This window comes from Niveispirillum cyanobacteriorum, from assembly GCF_002868735.1.
Classification (GTDB): Bacteria; Pseudomonadota; Alphaproteobacteria; order Azospirillales; family Azospirillaceae; genus Niveispirillum; species Niveispirillum cyanobacteriorum.
The window spans coordinates 720,029-738,586 of sequence record NZ_CP025612.1 but is presented as its reverse complement, the minus strand read 5'-3'; the positions used below and the strand labels follow the sequence as shown (position 1 = coordinate 738,586).

The window sequence follows — 18,558 nt, the reverse complement described above, 5'->3', positions numbered from 1 at the left end:
AGCCGCCCAAGAACCATCATGACAGTTGGAGGAACCATGCCCCCGTCTCCGCGCCTGCTGCTGCTGGCTACCGCAGCCAGCCTGTCGATCCTGGCTCTGGATGCAGGACATGTAGCCCATGCGGCGGAAACGCGAAGCTTTCCACCTTATGCGCTGGAGCCAGGGGCCAAACCTGCGCGGGTGACGGTGGAGGCCAAGGGACAGCCGGGCACGCGGCAGTTCCACCTTACCAGCAGTGCGCCACAACGCGACAACACACTCGGCACGCGCGATATAACGGAGCGCGGTGCCTACACCCTGACCGGCAATCTGCTGTTCGACGCGCTTTTCGCGCAATCGGTGGACGATGCCGCCCAGGCTAGTGTCAGTTCGATCAAGGATGGGGCCTATAATGGTGGGCAGCCCATCGCCTGCAACTGTTTTGAGACGGGCGAGAAGTGGAACTATGTCTGGACAAGGGACCTGTCCTACGCGCTGGACCTGGGGCTGGCAGGGATGGACCCCGGTCGTGCGGTAGACAGTCTGTTGTTCAAGACCGGCAGTTTCCGGGCGGGCGTGACGGTGCCCGCCGAACTTCCCCCTGGGTCCAGGCAAATCGTGCAGGATACAGGCTCGGGCGGTTCCTGGCCGATCAGTACAGACCGCACCACCTGGGCATTGGGGGCGGAGGCGGTGCTGGCCAATCTGCAAGGCAGCGCCCGTGCCGATTTCGCGCGCAAGTCATATGACGCGCTGCGCGGCACTGTGGAGGCAGACCGGGTCGCGGCATTCGACACGACCAACGGTCTTTACGGTGGTGAACACAGTTTCCTGGACTGGCGCGAACAGACCTACGCCCCCTGGGTCCGCGAACATCTGCCGGCGATGGCACAATCCAAGGCCTTGTCCACCAACGTCCTGCAATATCGTGCCTTGCGTCTTACTGCCAGGCTGGCCCGTGAACTGGGGGATGGTGCGACGGCAGTCCGGTATGAAGGCTGGGCAGATGCCTTGACCAAGGCCATTGATGCGACCTTCTGGGACGCGCGGGCCGGGATGTACGCCACCTTTACGATGGCGGAGTTGACGCCGGCCCGGATCGAGAAATACGATCTGCTGGGCAATGCACTGGCTGTCCTGTCGGGTGTGGCATCGCCGGAAAAGGCCAGGTCGATCTTCGACCGATATCCCTTCGCCCCGTTCGGTCCGTCGGTGGTGTGGCCACAGGCACCGGGGGAGTTTGTTTATCACAACCGTGCGCAATGGCCGTTCGTCACAGCCTATGCTGTTCGGGCCGCCATCGCCGCCGGCCACGTGGCCGCAGTTGACCAGGGCCTTGCAGCGCTGGAACGGGCAGCCGCTATGCACCTCTCCAACATGGAGAATCTGGAATGGCTGACGGGCCGGGCACAATTCGATGACGGGCCCGAGATTAATTCCCGCCGTCAGCTCTGGTCCGTCGGCGCCTATTACGGCGCCGTTGTTCAGGATATCTTCGGCTGGCAGCCCAGTGCCGACGGTGTGCGTATCGCACCCTATCTGACAACCGCGACCCGTGCCCAGTTCACCAAGCCCGAGGCGATGCTAGGCGGCCTTTCCTTTGCGGGCAAGCCGGTGGAAATCGCGCTGATCCTGCCTGCCAAGGCTGCGGCGGGCGGTGTCTATCCCGTGGCGGGCATCACCCTGAACGGCATGGCCGTGACTGGTCCAATCCATCCTGAACAATTGACGGCCAACCGCAACCGGATCGAGGTCCGGTTCGGCCCGGCGCAGATGTCGGACAGCCGGGTAACCATGGTCCCCACAATCGACCCGGTCAGCCATGTGGAGCCGCGGGCCTTCATGCCCTGGACTCCCGGTATTTCCGGCGCAAGGCGGACTATGGACGGTGTCGCCCTGGATTTCGGACCGACCAAGGACAAGACGCCGCTGCGGTACCGCGTGCTGCGTGATGGCGTACTGGTTGACGACAATGTTGCGGGGGCCGGCTGGACAGACAAGGCGCCGTCGCCTCCGGGGATAACCGCATGCTATTCCATTGTGGCGGTGCATGTTTCGACCAACATCGCATCACAGCCATCGGCACCGGTCTGCTTGCGCGGGGAAGCGGCACAGACGATAGCAGTGGGTAAAATGGCCCGGCTGGGCCAGACGCTGGACCTTGGGCAGGTCGTTGTGGGGAGTGGCGGTCGGCACGCCCTGGCCACGACCTACGAGAACCGAACCTTTGCCGTGAATACTGGCATCACTAATGCCGTCAAACGGCTGGTTCTGGTGGATGAGAAGGGAAAGCGCTATAGCGCCATTTTGCAGATGCCGCATATTGATCCAGAAGGTGATCGCTATTCCACTCGCAGTTCCACCCGCGCCATCTTCGATCTGCCTGCCGGTCGTTACCGCGCCAGCATCGAGGATTTCTTCAATATGAGCGCGCTTTCCACCAATGCCAGCTATAGCGGACCCGGCGGCATGACAGGACCGGTGAATGAGGCCCGGATTGAAACCCTGATGGTGGACCGGCTGCCCTGATCACGCCGGATTGATGCCCAGCATAGCCAGGAATTCCGCCTCCGTGGCCATGTGCAGGCGACCATAACGCTGTTGACGGGCATGGGCGGCGGTCAGTTTAGTCTGTCCGGGTGACAGGCCGACAATCAGCCAATCCGTGTCCTGCGTGACATAGGTCTGGAACCGTCCACCGGCCATTTTGATGGCACGCGCGGCATCGGTCCTGGAACAGGCTGCCAGGGTGCCGGTCACCACGAAGCGTTGCCCATCCACGCGGCGGGTGGGCATGGGCAACCCCGGTCGGAACGATGCGGATGGCGGACGGGCAGCACGGGGCCTGTCCCGTCCGATCCCTAGCTTTTCCGCCGCTTCGGCCACAGAACCGGCCCCGACCATCATGGACACATGCTGGCCGATGGCGGCGCATGCGGCAGCGTCACTGCCCGCTTCATGGTGATTCAGTGGAATGCCCAGATGGTGGGCTACGATGTTCAGCTTGTGGCTGCGCAGATCGGGGAAGGCGGCGCGGGCCAGTTCGACCGTGCAGATGAAGCGAATGGCGGGCACCGGCAGTCCCGCAGCGGTCAGGCAGGCCGTCAGGACACTGGAATCGAAACTGGCATTGTGGGCCAGCAGCACGGCCCCTGCCAGCCGGCGCGAAAGATCCGGCCAGATGCCGGCAAAGGTCGGCGCGTGGGCGACATCGGCGGCCCGAATACCATGCACCGCAACACAGAATGGGGAAAATTCTGCGGGTTCCGGGCGGATCAGGCGGCGGAAGATCGGTGCCTCGGGTTGAAACACCTCCGCCACACCAACGGCGCAGGCACTGTCGCGGCGGGCATTGGCGGTTTCGAAATCAATGGCAAGTTCGATCAAGGCAAGGCTCCGGTTCGATCGAGCTGGTATAGCTCAATCCTTACGCGCCTTGAACGCCGCCATATCGGCTGCAACCATGCCGGACGGCCCCCCTCCTGCCGGCAACGTCTTGGGTGGCGGCATCAGGATCAGGTTCATGGGCATGGCATAGCCGCCGTAAAGCGACGGGTTGGCACCATCCAATGTCAGGTGGGGACCATCAGCGGCAAAAATGATGCCCAGCGACCGGAAACGATAGTCGGACAGGGCACGACTAACCAAAGCCAGACTATCATTGCGGACAGGGTCCAGCCATGAAGGCAGTGGGCCAGCCGGCACGGACAGTCTTCCAGGCCCCACCGCCTGTAAGCCGCCGGCACCAGCATGGGCACCGGCCGCATCAATCCGGATCGGTACCGAACCGATTACGGTGCCTTCGGCCTGGGCATCCACAATTCCCAAGGCTGCCAATACATCGGCAACGGGCGTGGCGGGGATATCCAGACGCAGGTCCAGATGGTCATTGCCAAGGCGGAACGTACTATGCGGTAGGGTGACATTCTGCCCGGCCCATCTGAACGGTTCCGGTGCCAGACGCAGAACCCCGTCTGCCGGCAGTGACAGGCCAAGGCCACCGGCGGTCAGGGCGATGCCGGGATCGAAAAGACCGATGGCCATGGTCTGCTGTGGCATGGACAGCGGCGACAGCCGATCAAAACGCAACACACCATTGATCCCGGCCAGATGCAGGCCGGGAAGACGCAACCCCGCTTCTTCCAACAGGATATCGGCGGTGCCGTCCGCCTTCTCACTGTTCCAGGCCGCCGTCAGACGGGCCGCGATGGTGCCGGTGAGGGTGTGCGGCAACGGCGCACCGGGGAATAAATCTGCGGCATCCCCTTCCCCCAGCCTGATCGGGGCCAATTTAGCCACTGCCCGGCCACCGGCCCCGTTCAACTCCACGGCACCCGTCAGGCTGGCACCGCCATTCCCGGTCACTATGTTCCATTCCAGGCGCAGATCTTCCGCCGGGTCGCCCCGCAGCGTGGCCGCCAGCGTGGCCGGTGCCAGCCAGGGCAGGCGCAGATGTGGAGAACGGACCTCAAGGTCCAGCGGCCATGCAAGCCGCCCGGTCAGTGCCAATCCCTTCGCCGACAGGCCAAGGGTCGGAATGGTCAGACTACCGGGCGGTTGATCAGCGGCGGGCGACAGCCACCATTCCCCATCAATGCGCCGTGCGGTGCCGGACAGCGACAGGGCATTGTCACGCGGTCCCTGCCCAATCCCAAGGCTGCGGGCCTCAATGCTCACCGCAATATCGGGCCAGTCGCGGGGCGGCAGGTCCGTTGAAACATTTCGTGCTGAAAGGGTCAGGGTGGCTGGACCACCGGTCAGGCCGGGATCGGGACGGCTCAGACGGGCGGCGAAGCCGGGCACATCATCCACCCGCAGGGTCGCGGCCAGGCGCTGCCCGCCGGTTTCATCTGGGTCCAGAAGGGCATCCAGACGCGCAATGCCCGGCCATTCGAGCAAGGCATGCCCCTGCCCCGCCTTCCAGCGCAGCATCATGTCTGGCAAGCCCTGCGGCAGCGCCTTGCCGGTGACATCCAGCTCACCCGTCCAACCACCATTGGCCAGGCGCCGGATGCTACCGTGGCCCCCAAGACGTGGCCCACCAGGAATAGGGGTAAAACTGAAGCCGGCAGCCGACAGGCCATCCCCGCGCCAATCGGCGGTTATGCGGGCGGGCACACCCGTTGAGCCGACCGTCAGGGTCCCCTGCCCCTCCGCGTGCCATCCGTCTTCAGTCGGGCTGATAGCGGCATCCATCAGCAGGGGAACGGAGCCGATACCAACAGGCAAGGCTAGGGTCAGGCGGGCCTGGGTGATCTGTACTGGTGCGGTAAGGCCGGGAAGATCAGTCATGGATACGGTAAGCGGACGTGACAGCCGAAGTCCCTGCACCTCCAGCCCCGCGAAACGCCCGGACCAAAGACCGGCAGGTGTATAGCGTGCGATGAACCTGTCCGCGCCATCCTCCTGCCCAAGGGAGAAGGCGCCGGTAGCCTGTGTCAGGCCGAAATCATCGATGGCCAGTTCGGCCTGTGGGAAGCCCAGGGCCCGCAATTGCGATGTCCAGCGTGTGGCCAGCAGGCTGGGCAAAGACAGCCAGATGGCCAGCAGCCCCAACGCCAGCAGACCACTGACCAGCAGAACCTTTTCCTTCCGCTTCGATGCGCGCAATCTGTTGCCCCTATCCGGTAAATTCCGCCGCCCTCGCGGCATCCGGTCTCTTTCCATGCAAAGATGCGACCGCTATCGTGGCGGGCGCAACGGTTGAGAGATGATGCCGCCCATGCTGTCCCGCCTTCTGGTCCTGCTCTGCCTGCTGCTGGCCGTTCCGCTGTCATATGCGGCGCGCCCGCCGGCCAATCCCGACGATACACTGATCATGGAACTCAAGACCGGCACGGTCATCATCCAGATGCGACCCGATCTGGCACCCATCCATGTGGCCCGTATCAAGCAACTGGTGAGGCGCGGTTTCTATGATGGTGTTGCCTTTCACCGCGTCGTGGCCGGGTCGCTGGCGCAAACGGGGGACCGCAGCGGCACGGGCCGGGGCGGCACGGGCCGCTGGCTAGAACTGGAACCCAGCAAGGAACCGCATGTACGTGGCGTGGTATCCATGGCACGCGGCATGAACCGTAATAGCGGCGACAGCCAGTTCTTCATCCTGACCCACGCACAGGACCCCTCGCTTGATGGAAATTACACGCTCTGGGGCCATGTCATCAAAGGCCTAGACCTGATCGACAAGCTGAAAGCCGGTGATAAAAAGAAGGAAGGATGGGTGAAGGACCCCGACCGCATCATTAGCATGCGTGTCCAATCCGATCCCCCGCGCCCACCCCAGCCGGCACAGCAGCCCACGCCGCCGGCCCCGCCGAAATAGCGGGTGGGCCATCCCGCCGGCCTAGTTCCCATTAGCGTCACATGCCGCTATGGTGCCCGCCGACATGCAACCGAGAACCGGGGCAACCGGTTGGTAAGGATGACTGACATGGATATGGAAAACACCCTCTATCTCGACCTGGCTTCGGGCCGCGTCACCATTGAGCTGCGCCCCGATCTGGCGCCCAAGCATGTGGCGCGCATCAAGGAACTGGCGCGTGAAGGCTTTTATGACGGCCTGACCTTCCATCGCGTGATCGAAGGCTTCATGGCCCAGGGTGGCTGCCCCGATGGCAACGGCATGGGTGGTTCCGGGCAGAACCTGCCGCAGGAATTCTCGCGCGAGCCGCATGTGCGAGGCACCTGCTCCATGGCCCGTGCCTCCAACCCGAACAGCGCCGACAGCCAGTTCTTCATCTGTTTCGCCGATGCCCGCTTCCTGGACGGCCAGTACACTGTCTGGGGCAAGGTCGTGGACGGCATGGAGAATGTTGACAAGATCAAGCGCGGCGCCGGCCGCAATGGCGAGGTTCGCGATCCCGATCAGATCGTGAAGTTGAGCGTCGCTGCCGATGTGGAAGCCGGCTGAGGCTTCGTCCCTCATCTGAAGTGTGGAACGCCGTCCCGGAACCACTGGGACGGCGTTTCTGTTGGGGGTGCTTTCCGGTGGACCGGAAATGGACCTGTGCAGCCTTACTAATATCGGACCAGTATGAAAAAGGACCGTATAATAGTCACGCACAGGAGCCCACCCGATGGCACGCCCGACAATCGCCGCAGCCCGCATCTCCCTGGTTGCCCTGTCGGCGGCAACGGTTCTGCCTGCGGTGGCGGCGGAGAAATCGTGGAGCCTTTCCGGAAGCACACTGGCGATTTCGACACCCTGCGCCAAGCACGTGGAAATCGTGCCCGCGTCGCGCAGCGGTGAGATCAGCGTCAGTGCCGTCGCTGAACATCCCGAGGAACTAGACGCGCTGTCCGTCTCCAGCGGCGGCAATGGTGTAACTGTCACCAAGAACGGCAATCGCTGCCCCTTGTCGCAATCGCGGAAGAGGGAAACCCTGCGCCTGACCATCACGCTGCCGTCGGGCAGCGACCTGTCGGTGCGCGAAGGCGGAAGTGGAGAATATCGGGTAACTGTTCCCGTTGACCGGCTGGACTTGCGGCTATCGGGCTCTGGCGGACTGTCGGCAGAACAGGTCGCAGGCCGGCTTGACGCCTCACTCTCCGGTTCCGGCGGTGGGCAGGTCGCGCGGATGGAAGGCGGGGATGCCATCATCAGGGCGTCGGGCAGCGGCGGCATGTTGGTCGGGGGCCGTATCGGCAACCTGCAGGTTGACTTGTCCGGCTCCGGTGGGGTGGAGGTAGGCGCGGCAGGTGCTGCAATCCTGGAAACCAGCGGTTCCGGCGGCATTCGTGCGGAAAGCGTCAATGGTTCGCTATCCTTTGAGGCCACAGGGTCGGGCGGCCTGAAATTGGGAACGATCAGCGCGGACAATGTGAAGATACGCACCTCTGGCGATGGAGGTGTCAGCATCCGGGATGGCCGCGTTGGCAGCCTGCAGGTTTCCGCCACTGGCAGCGCTGATGCCCGGCTGGACATCGTTGCAGATCGGGCGGAACTGTCCACCAGCGGAAGCGGCGATATCGAGGTTCGGCAGGTCACCGGAAATGTCAGCCAGCGCAACTCCGGCAGCGGAAAAGTTCGTGTCGGCGGCTGACCGGCAAGACGGTGAACGGGTGGGCATTGCCCACCCGAAACGGCGATTGACAGCGCTATTCAAGATTAATAATATGTTATTTACCTGTAAAACAGGGCGGGCGGCTTCGGCCGCCCTTATGTGGGTGCCAATAATAAAATCAAATTAAAAAAAGAACGTGACGGGGAGGTAGATGATATGAGCGGTCAGCGAACGCGACACCCGGCGGCTCCGCCTGGGCGACTTCGACCTAGATAAAGATTTCAGATCAGGCCCTTTCCTGCATGGTGTTTGACGCCCTGCATCGGGTTCGCCTGCTGAAGAATCACGCCTGCTTACAACCGGGGCGTCCGCCGCCACCGTTAGGAACGCCGCGTCTGGCCCCCGCCGGATAGGCCTCTCCGTACCTGACGGCCAAGACCCCGCGACAAACCGCCCCCGCCTGACCGCGGGAGGGGAACGGTGGCTTTGTGCTCCCGCTCCCCCTCAATGCTGACGGACAGGGGCTGGGGATCGACAACCAGGAAAGGCCCTTCGGGTAATCCCATGACATCCACAAAGATCAAGTTATTCGCGCTGCTTTCCGCTTCCGGTCTGGCGTTGGCCACCGGCGCGGCGCAGGCCCAGACAGCGCCCAAGGATGAGGCTGCCTCGCTTGAAGAGATCATTGTTGTTGGTCAGCGCAAGGCTATCAACAATGCACAGGAAACCAAGCGCAACGCTGAGGAGATCGTGGACTCGATCTCCGCCGTCGATATCGGCGCCCTGCCCGACCGGTCGGTGACAGAGGCGCTGCAGCGCGTGCCGGGCGTTTCGATCGGTCGCACCAATGAGGTGCGCGACATCGACCGTCTGAATGTCGAGGGTTCCGGCGTTCAGATCCGCGGCCTTACCTGGGTGCGGTCCGAAATCAATGGCCGCGACAGCTTTGGCGCCAAGAATGGCCGTGCCCTTGGCTGGGAAGATGTGACACCCGAACTCGCCGCTGGGGTGGATGTCCACAAGAACCCGTCCGCCGACATTGTGGAGGGTGGCCTGGGCGGTACCGTCAATCTGCGCACCTGGATGCCTTTCGACGCGACGGGGGAGAAGATTGCCGCCTCTCTGGATGCCACGCGCGGTGACCTGCGCAAGGAATGGACGCCATCCGCGTCGGGCCTTTACTCAAACCGTTTCGATACCGGCATCGGCGAGATCGGCTTCCTGGTGGATATTGCGCATTCAGAGCTGAAAAGCCGTCTGAACGCCATCGAGGTCGACCCCTATAATGTGCATTCGGCAACCACCAAGTCGTCCTATGACGGTGGCGCCACGCTGAACTTCAACGGCAATAATCGCATCACGGGCCAACCGCAGGACGTGGTGATGGTGCCTACAGGTGCACAATGGCGCCTGCAGGACCGCGACAAGACCCGCGACGGTGTCTATAGCGCCATCCAGTGGAAGCCCAGCGAAAGCACGGAAATCTACTCGACCTTCTTCCTGTCCAAGTCGAAACTGATCAACCAGGATCATTTCGCCCAGACCTCTGCCTGCTGTTCGGCGACCAACAACCAGAACTTCATGAATGCCCCCGCGACGGGGACCAGTTTCACCTATGACGAGAACGGCAATTTCCTGACCGGCAGCATCGTTGATGGCGGCGGCGGCGGCAATGGCGTTGCCAATAGTTTCCTGATGAACCTGGGAACTCGCTATGGCTGGGACAAAGCACAGACTTGGGACAGCTCGTCCGGCGTGAAATGGGAAGGCGACCGCTGGTCGGTGAAAGCTGATTTCCAGCGGATTGAGGCCAAACGCGACGTCTATGACATGACGGTGTACAACACGGTCACCATGCCGGGTGGTATCGGCCTGGACCTGCGCGGCAGTGTTCCGAAGATCACCGCCAGCGACCTGACCAAGTCCACCAGCGCCTTTAACCTTTATGCGGCGATGGATCATAATGAGATCGACCGAGCCAACCAGAATACGGGCAAGCTGGACATCGCCTATGATGTCGATGGTGACTTCCTGAAGTCGCTGAAATTCGGTGGCCGCATCACCGACCGTCATTCAGTACAGAAGGATGGCGGCTATAACTGGGCCTTGATCACCGCGCCATGGGCCTTCTCACAGACGGCGTCGGTGGACAAGTTCCCGCAGTATCAGGAAACGGTCAGCTTCGACAATTTCTTCCGCGGCAGCAGCACGCCGCCCAGCCTGTGGATGCCGTCCATGGAACTGGCGAAGAACAAGGGCAAGCTGTTCGATCATATCCAGGCCCTGCTCTATACGCCCAACTTGGGCAAGGGCCTTGCGGCCCCGACATCCAACGATTACGGCTATTACTGCTCCACCTGCGGCAACGGCACCATCCCGTCCTGGGCCGCCAATGCTGACAAGTTCAGCCCCTTCCCCAATGGCAGCCTTGCCTCCTACCTGCCGATCTGGGCTGGTGCGCCTGTGGATGCCAACAACAAGCTGCTGGACCCATCGCGACCGGTCGGCTCCAACATCAATTTCTGGGTGCCGTTCAACGGCAACTATGAATACGCCCCCACCTCCACCTCCGGTATCGGCACCAACGATCAGACTGAACGCACCCAGGCCGCCTATGCCACGGCCCGCTTCGGTTCCGACACGCTGTTCGGGTCTGATCTGGAATGGGACGGCAATGCCGGCCTGCGTGTCGTACGCACGGAGAGCATTTCCAAAGGCTTCGCCCATTTTCCATCACTGTCGATCACCGGTGATCAGTCCGCCTATTCCCAGGCGGCGCGCGATGCTGTGCGGTTCGCCAACGGTGCCAATACCAAGACGCGGTACAAGAGCGACTATACCAACGTCCTGCCCAGCCTGAACCTGCGCTTCAAGCCGGATGATGACAAGGTGGTCCGTTTCGCGGCCGCCACCTCCATCGTGCGGCCGGACTTCTATCAGTTGCAGCCATCATTCACGATGAACGGCACCTATCAGCAGCGTCGCGCGACGGCCGCCGATAATGTCTTCAACACTTCCGCTGGCCGCGCATACACCCAATCCGAACTCGACGCGCTGGCAGCGGGTGGCAACCCGGTGATGTACAATACCGGCGTTGCCTTCAACTATTACTCCGGCAATCCCGACCTGAAGCCGATGCGCGCCCATTCATTCGATATGTCGTTCGAATGGTATGTGAAGCCGGGTTCGATGTTCTCGCTGGGCATTTTCGACAAGGAAGTACGCAATTACATCCAGGGTGAACAGACGGCATTGCAACTTACCAACAATGGTGTGACGCAGACAGTCGTGGGCACCATCCCGCAGAATTTTGGCAAAGGCCGTATCTACGGCATCGAAGGTCAGGCAACCTATTTCTATGACGAGTTGCCGAGCTTCCTTTCCGGCCTGGGTACGGATTTCAACTTCACCATCCTGCGCAGCGAGGGTACGCGCAACACCACGTCCAACGTCTTCGATGGCGTTCAGATCGGAGCGTCCAAGCTGGATCTACCGCTGGAGCAATTGTCCAAATACTCGTTTAACGCGGCGTTGCTATATGTGAAGTACGGGTTTGATGTCCGCTTTGCCTATAATTGGCGTTCACGCTACCTGATGTCGGCATCGGCCTCCAATGTCCAGGCTCCGGCCTACATGGAGGATTACGGACAGATGGATGCGTCCGTCGTCTATTCCGTCACCGACAATCTGAAGGTCGGGGTGCAGGCTGCCAACCTGTTGAACACCAAGAACATCATCTCCGTCGATCAGCGCGACAACTGGTATTACGGTACCCAGGGGATGATGAGCAAAGACCTCATCTTCAAGCATAACTACACGGTCGCTGACCGCCGCTTCACCTTCGTGCTGCGCGCGGCGTACTGACCAGATGCGTTCCCCGGCGGGTGGCTGTACCCATCCGCCGGGTCTGTTTCAGGGGGAGATGATTGTGGCTGCACCCATTCGGCATATCGTCATTGTCGGCGGCGGCACCGCCGGCTGGATGGCAGCGGCACTGTTGTCCAATGTTCTGCCGCCTGACCGGTTGCGTCTGACCCTTGTCGAAAGTCCGGATATCGGGACTGTTGGCGTCGGTGAAGCCACGATCCCTCCCATCCAGTTCTTCAACCGCGCCGTCGGTATTGACGAGGCGGAGTTCATGCGCGCAACCGAAGGCACCTTCAAACTGGGGATTGCGTTCCAGGATTGGGTGCGTCCGGGGCATCGCTACATGCATCCGTTCGGGCAGCCGGGACAGGCGATCAAGGGTGTCTCCTTTCACGCATGGTGGTTGCGCCTGCGGGCCGCTGGCTACACGGTGCCTTTGTCCGATTTCTGGCTTGCGGAAAAGCTGGCTGATGAGGGCCGCTTCGATACCCCGTCATCGGATGCAAGATCGCCGAAATCCACACTGGCCTATGCCTATCATTTTGATGCCGGGCTTTATGCCGCTTATCTGCGTACCATTGCCGAGCCGCGTGGCGTGATGCGGGTGGAGGCAACGGTTGCTGAGGTGGTACTTGACCCCAACGATGGCACCGTCAGCCACCTGATCTTGACCGATGGACGGCGGATCGACGGGGATTACTTCATCGATTGCACAGGCTTCCGCGCCCTTCTGATAGGCCAGGCGCTGGGCCGGCCTTATGAGGATTGGTCGCATTGGCTGCCCGCCAACCGGGCCGTGGCGGTGCCATCCGCTCGTACGCGCGATCCAGTGCCCTTCACCACGGCCACGGCCCGGTCGGCCGGCTGGCAATGGCGCATCAATCTGCGCCACCGCACCGGTAACGGCTATGTCTATGTCGCAGACCATATCGATGATGATCAGGCGGCAGCGACGCTTCTTGCCAATCTGGATGGGCAGGCGCTAAGCGATCCGCGTTTCCTGCGCTTCACCACGGGCCGTCGGACACAGTCGCGTTATAAGAACGTCCTGGCTGTGGGCCTGTCTTCGGGGTTTCTGGAGCCGCTGGAAAGCACATCGATCCATTTCATCCAACATGCGCTGATCAAGTTCGCGGCGACGTTCCCCTTGTCCAAGGACGATCCACTGTCCGCCAATCTCTATAACCGCATGATCGGGGAGGAGTTGGAACAGGTACGCGACTTCCTGATTCTGCATTACCACGCCAATCAACGGGTCGGGGACCCGTTCTGGGACAGGATGCGCCATATGGACGTGCCAGACAGTCTGGCAGAGAAGATGGCACTGTTCCGCGCGCGTGGCTGCGCCATCTTCCCCAGCCAGACCCTGTTTCAGGAACCGAACTGGCTGGCCGTCCTGCTGGGGCAAGAGGTGGAGCCGGACTCATACGACCCGCTGGCTGATGCGGGGGACCTGTCCGATATCCGGCAGGGATTTGACGCGACACGACAGATTATCGCACAGACGGCAAGGGCGGCACCGCTTCATATGGATTATCTGTCCCGTCTGATCGCTCCTGGCAACCGCCGGGGAGCAGCATGACGAACTTGCGCCGTATCCTGATCGTGGGTGGCGGGACAGCCGGCTGGATGGCTGCCTGCGCCATGAACCAGGCCGTCAAACGGCTGGGTACTGTCGTGGAACTTGTTGAAAGCGAGGAGATCGGCACTATCGGGGTGGGCGAGGCTACGGTGCCCACCATCCGAGACTTCAACCGTTCTATCGGCCTGGACGAGGTCGCCTTCATGAAGGCGACACAGGGCAGTTTCAAACTGGGCATTGCGTTTCAGGATTGGCGCGCCAAGGGCACTAGCTTCTTTCACGGGTTTGGGGATTACATCGTCAATGCCGGCCCCTACTCCACCTTGAACCATTGGCTGGTGGCACGCCATCTGGCCGGACAAGACGCGGTCGGTCCCTTTGATGATTATCACATGGCGGCGGTGATGGCCGCCGCCGGGCGTTTCGCAGCACCGGAGAGCGACCCCCGCTCCCCCTATGCCTATTTCAGCTATGCTTTCCATTTCGATGCCAGTCTTTATGCACGAATGCTGCGTGCCAAGGCGGAGGCGGAAGGGGTGGTCCGGCATGAAGGGCGGATCACGCAGGTGGACCGGCACGCCGATACCGGCTTCATCACTCAGGTCCATCTGGCCGATGACCGCATTCTGGCCGCCGACCTGTTTATTGACTGTTCCGGCTTCGTGTCACTGCTGTCCGATAAGACCCTGGCCGAACCCTGGGTCGATTACAGCCATTGGCTGCCGGTTGATCGGGCCTGGGCGGTCCCTTGTGCCGGCACTGGCACTCCCGCCCCGTTCACCCGCGCTACCGCGCTGGAGGCAGGGTGGCAATGGCGCATCCCGTTGCAGCACCGCACCGGCAATGGCTATGTCTTCTCCAGCGCGCATGTGACGGAGGACGCGGCACGGGAACGGCTGCTTGCCGGGCTGGATGGCAGAGTCCTGGCTGAACCACGTCTGCTGCGTTTCAGGACAGGGCGGCGGCAGCGCTTCTGGATCGGCAATTGCATTGCTATCGGCCTTTCGTCCGGCTTTGTGGAGCCGCTGGAAAGCACCTCCATCTCCCTGATCCAGGGCGGGATCACGCGGCTGGTCAACCTGTTGCCTGATATGGATTTCAATCCGGGTCTGGCCGCGGAATATAACCGTATCCAGGCACTGGAATTCGACCGTATCCGGGACTTCATCATCCTTCACTATGCGCTGAATGGCCGTGAGGATAGTGAATTCTGGCGTGAGCGCCGCCGTATCCCCCTGCCCGATACCCTGGCGGAAAAGATCGAAACCTTCCGTGCCACCGGACAGGTGGTTCTGCTGAACGAGGAAACCTTCGTCACGCCCAGCTGGCAGGCGCTTTTCATCGGCCTGGGCCTGATCCCGCAGCGTCTGGACCCGCTGATGGCGGCGCAGGATCGCGGGGAAGTGCTCGAAACCCTGCGCCTGCGTCAGCAAAGCCTGGCTCAGGCCGCAGCACGCCTGCCCAGCCATGGTGATTTCATCAACCGCTTCTGCAAGGCCGATCCGGCCTGACCTTCCGGAGACAAAGCTGATGTTCGTGCGCCTGCCGCTGCTGTTGGCTATTTCCCTGCTAACCGGAACCGCGTTTGCAGCCGATGCCCCGCTTCTGCACCCGATGTTCCAGGACCACGGGGTGCTGCAGCGAGACCGGCCGATCCCTGTATGGGGCAATGCCAAACCGGGGGAAGTGGTGACTGTGACGCTGGGTGGTGCCACGATGACGGCCAAGGCGGGCACGGATGGCGCTTGGCGCGCCGATCTGCCAGCACAGGCCGCCGGCGGCCCCGTCATTTTGACCGCAAAGACAGCGACAGCGCAGCAGGTGGCCGCTGACCTGCTGGTCGGTGACGTCTATCTTTGTTCAGGGCAGTCCAATATGGAAATGCAGGTCGCCCGTTCGCTGGACAGCTGGACAGAAACCAACCGCGCCAAGCACCCCAATATCCGCTATCTGTCCGTGGATCGCGCCACCAATACCAGTCCGCAACGTGACTTTACCCACCCGGTACGTTGGCGCGCCGTGACGCCGGAAACGGTGGGTGACATGTCTGCGGTCTGTTATTTCTTCGGGCGGGAAATGCGGCAGATCGTGGATGTACCGGTCGGACTGATCAATTCCTCCTGGGGCGGCTCCACCATTGAAAGCTGGATGGATACCGCGGATCTGGCCAAGACGGGGCTTTATGCTCAGGATCTTGCCATCCTGTCGGCCTATGACAAGGACCGGCACGCTGGCATCCGCAAGTATTTTGACGTCTGGGAAGCGTGGTGGAAGACGAAGGGCCAGGGCGAACCGTGGCGGACGGCGCCGGCGGCGGGCGACGGCTGGCGCGCGGTACCGTCACTGACATCATTCGTGACCTGGGGTGTACCGGAACTGAACCCCTATGTCGGCATCGTCTGGTACCGCAGCACCTTCACCCTGACAGAAGCACAGGCGAAGCAAGGGGGCACCCTGCTGCTGGGTTCCGCCGATGATTATGATGTCTCCTGGATCAATGACGTGCCAGCAGGCAGCCTCTATGGCCCGGGCGATCCGCGCCGGTATCCGCTACCGGCCAGAACGCTGAAGCCCGGCGTCAATCAGGTCACCATTGCCGTCATCAACGGCTATGGCGATGGCGGGCTTTATGGCAGTGCCGATGAACAGGCGATCCTGCTGGCCGATGGGACCCGCGTGCCCATCGACGGCGGCTGGCAATACAAGGTGACGCCGGGTGAAATCGGCACCGCCCCGCATGCCCCGTGGGGCACCGTGGACGGGCTGTCAACGATCCGCAATGCCATGGTGGCGCCCATGGGTCCCTATGCCGTACGGGCCGCCCTTTGGTATCAGGGGGAAAGCAACACGGCCAAAGCTCCGGAATATCAGTCGCTGCTAGCCGGCCTGATGTCGGGCTGGCGGCGGCAGTTCGGTGCCGACCTGCCCTTCCTTGTCGTGCAATTGCCGGAATATGGCTATCCGCAGGACAAGCCCATCGAAAGCGGCTGGGTGAGGCTGCGTGAAAGTCAGCGGATGGCCGTGGCAGCCGATCCGCGGGCCGCCATGGCAGTTACCAACGGTCTTGGCGACTGGTACGATGTCCATCCCGCCAACAAGCAGCAGGTGGCAAAGCGCCTGACCCGTGCGGCGCGCCACCTGCTTCTGGGCGAAAAAATCACTGCTTCTGGCCCTGTCCCGGTCGATGCGCAGCGGCATGGCGATGTCGTTCGTATCCGCTTCACCGATATCGATGGACAGCTGAAGGCCTTGAACCATCATCGCCCCATCGGTTTCGAACTGTGCGGGGCCGGCTGGGACAGCTGCCGCTTTGTCGATGCCAGCCTGTCGGGTGATACCGTCACCCTGCCCATCGGCGACGGTCCCGCCATCCGCGTACGCTATTGCTGGGCGGAAAGCGGCATGTGCAACCTCTATGACGACGCGCGACTGCCGACGGGACAGTTCGAAATCCCCGTTCGCTGATCTCATCCAGAAAATTTTACTTCCGGCATGGCGGATTTTGTCGGCAGCACCGTCTTCCTTCAGTATTGCGATGTCCGGTCTTTCCATGAGGGGCCGGACGGGGAGGAAACACGGTGCGGACGACAACGCTCGACATCTGGTTCGCCACGCGCATCCTGCCGCTGGAGCCTGGACTTCGCGGCTGGCTAGCGCGCCATGCCAATGATATCGACCCTGACGACATCATTCAGGAAACCTATGCACGGCTGGCCAAGGAACAGGCCGGTATCCGCGATGCCAAGGCCTATATGTTTGCGGTGGCACGTTCCATCGTGATCGAACAGTTGCGCCAGCGCCGGGTGGTGAAGATCGTGCCGGTGCCCGACCTGGAAAGCCTGTCCGTGGCCGACGAGGCCCCGACCCATGAAAGCGACCTGATCAGCCGTCAAGATATTGGCCTTCTCCACGCCGCACTGGCGCAATTGCCGGAGAAATGTCGTCAGGTCCTGACCCTGCGGAAGGTCGACGGCCTGTCGCAAAAGCTGGTGGCGCGCCGTCTGGGCCTGTCTGAAAGCACCGTTGAAAAGCATGTCGCCGCTGGCATCAAGCGCTGCGCGGCCTGGTTTGCGGCCCGGCAGGATGCCCCGCCGGCCCGCCAGATGAGGAAACAATGATGGCCGACCGCCTGACCGCTGCCGAGATCGAAACGGCCGCCGCCGACTGGCTGGCAAGGGAGGATGCGCGCGAACTGACCACAGCAGAGCAGGCTGAGCTGGAAAATTGGCTGGGGCTGGATGCGCGCCATCACGGCGCCTATATCCGTCTGCGCGCCGTCTCCGCCCGGTTGGACCTGCTGCGTGGGCAACAGGTGCAGAACGTGCCGGCATGGCGCCGCTGGGGCCCTGTGGCCGCTGCGGTGGTGCTGCTGCTGGCTGCAGGTCTGGCATGGCGTGGTCAACCGCCATCGACCCCGCAGGTTGCGGCCATCACCTATGAAACGGCAAAGGGCGAAATGCGGCGTCTGACGCTGGATGACGGGTCAGTGGTGGAGATCAACACCGCCTCCCGTCTACGCGTTGCCTTCTCCGATGGTGCACGGCAACTCTGGCTGGATCAGGGGGAAGCGAACTTTCAAGTGGCGCGTGATCCACAGCGGCCCTTCACCGTTCATACCGGCGGCGGTACTGTTACCGCCGTGGGTACGGCGTTCCAGATCCTCACGGACGCCGATGCCGCCCGCGTCACGGTCAGTGAGGGGACTGTCAGCCTGCGTACGGGCACCCTGGCCGCCGTACCGCTGACCCGCAACCATGAAGCCCACATGACGAAGACTCGTATCGTCACCCGTGCCATGGCATTGCCCGACATGGAACGTCGCGCCTCGTGGCGTGACGGTCGACTGGTCTTTGCCGGGGAAACCCTGGCCGATGCGGCGGCGGAGATCAGCCGTTACAGCCAGCAGCGCGTCAAGGTGGACACCGCCGTGGCTCAGCGCCGGGTCGGCGGCATCTTCCGCAGCACCGATGCCGAAGGTTTCGCCCAAGCCGTGGCCGCAAGCCTGCAATTGCAGGTCACGCGGGATGCCGACGGCACCCTGACGTTGGAGGCACGCCCCTGAGCAGGGCACTGTTCAGGCGTTGTAAGGAGAAACTTCAGACATACTATCGTATATAGAAAACAGGT

The 18,558-nt window shown here is 62.2% G+C and carries 12 protein-coding genes; 10 read left to right on the top strand and 2 right to left on the bottom strand.

The annotated features are described in order from the left end of the window. Positions 1 to 36 precede the first annotated feature (36 nt). The gene (locus tag C0V82_RS18950) at positions 37 to 2,508 is read left to right on the top strand and encodes an MGH1-like glycoside hydrolase domain-containing protein (RefSeq protein WP_102113983.1); all 2,472 of its coding nucleotides are present in this window, start codon (positions 37 to 39) and stop codon (positions 2,506 to 2,508) included. Here C0V82_RS18950 and C0V82_RS26995 read toward each other — a convergent pair whose 3' ends face one another. Both C0V82_RS26995 and C0V82_RS18940 read right to left on the bottom strand, forming a co-directional pair. Further along, positions 2,509 to 3,366, bottom strand: a complete 858-nt coding sequence (locus tag C0V82_RS26995) for an exonuclease domain-containing protein (RefSeq protein ID WP_158660052.1) — start codon at positions 3,364 to 3,366, stop codon at positions 2,509 to 2,511. Between the two features lie 33 nt (positions 3,367 to 3,399). Then, positions 3,400 to 5,589 (bottom strand): intermembrane phospholipid transport protein YdbH family protein, encoded by a 2,190-nt coding sequence (locus C0V82_RS18940; protein WP_158660051.1) that lies wholly within the window; start codon positions 5,587 to 5,589, stop codon positions 3,400 to 3,402. 112 nt (positions 5,590 to 5,701) lie between these two features. On the opposite strand from C0V82_RS18940, the gene C0V82_RS18935 reads away from it, so the two are divergent. The 9 genes from C0V82_RS18935 (at position 5,702) to C0V82_RS18895 (ending at position 18,493) form a co-directional block, all read left to right on the top strand. Continuing rightward, positions 5,702 to 6,301 (top strand): peptidylprolyl isomerase, encoded by a 600-nt coding sequence (locus C0V82_RS18935; protein WP_102114405.1) that lies wholly within the window; start codon positions 5,702 to 5,704, stop codon positions 6,299 to 6,301. A gap of 108 nt (positions 6,302 to 6,409) precedes the next feature. After that, on the top strand, positions 6,410 to 6,889 hold the full coding sequence (locus C0V82_RS18930; protein WP_199772531.1) for a peptidylprolyl isomerase: 480 nt from the start codon (positions 6,410 to 6,412) through the stop codon (positions 6,887 to 6,889). 166 nt (positions 6,890 to 7,055) lie between these two features. After that, positions 7,056 to 8,021 carry a GIN domain-containing protein gene (locus C0V82_RS18925; protein ID WP_102113980.1) on the top strand — a complete coding sequence of 322 codons (966 nt, stop codon included), beginning with the start codon at positions 7,056 to 7,058 and terminating at the stop codon, positions 8,019 to 8,021. A gap of 525 nt (positions 8,022 to 8,546) precedes the next feature. After that, positions 8,547 to 11,846 (top strand): TonB-dependent receptor, encoded by a 3,300-nt coding sequence (locus C0V82_RS18920; RefSeq protein WP_158660050.1) that lies wholly within the window; start codon positions 8,547 to 8,549, stop codon positions 11,844 to 11,846. Between the two features lie 58 nt (positions 11,847 to 11,904). Next, positions 11,905 to 13,431 carry a tryptophan halogenase family protein gene (locus C0V82_RS18915; RefSeq protein ID WP_102113978.1) on the top strand — a complete coding sequence of 509 codons (1,527 nt, stop codon included), beginning with the start codon at positions 11,905 to 11,907 and terminating at the stop codon, positions 13,429 to 13,431. Continuing rightward, positions 13,428 to 14,942: a tryptophan halogenase family protein gene (locus tag C0V82_RS18910; protein WP_102113977.1), complete on the top strand. Its 1,515-nt coding sequence runs from the start codon at positions 13,428 to 13,430 to the stop codon at positions 14,940 to 14,942. Before C0V82_RS18915 ends, C0V82_RS18910 begins: the two co-directional genes overlap by 4 nt. Positions 14,943 to 14,961: 19 nt before the next feature. Next, positions 14,962 to 16,896, top strand: coding sequence for a sialate O-acetylesterase (locus tag C0V82_RS18905; protein ID WP_102113976.1), 1,935 nt, complete (start codon positions 14,962 to 14,964; stop codon positions 16,894 to 16,896). A gap of 113 nt (positions 16,897 to 17,009) precedes the next feature. Beyond that, complete coding sequence (locus C0V82_RS18900) at positions 17,010 to 17,549, top strand: RNA polymerase sigma factor (protein ID WP_102113975.1); 540 nt, start codon at positions 17,010 to 17,012, stop codon at positions 17,547 to 17,549. Beyond that, complete coding sequence (locus C0V82_RS18895) at positions 17,546 to 18,493, top strand: FecR family protein (RefSeq protein WP_102113974.1); 948 nt, start codon at positions 17,546 to 17,548, stop codon at positions 18,491 to 18,493. Before C0V82_RS18900 ends, C0V82_RS18895 begins: the two co-directional genes overlap by 4 nt. Positions 18,494 to 18,558: the final 65 nt, after the last annotated feature.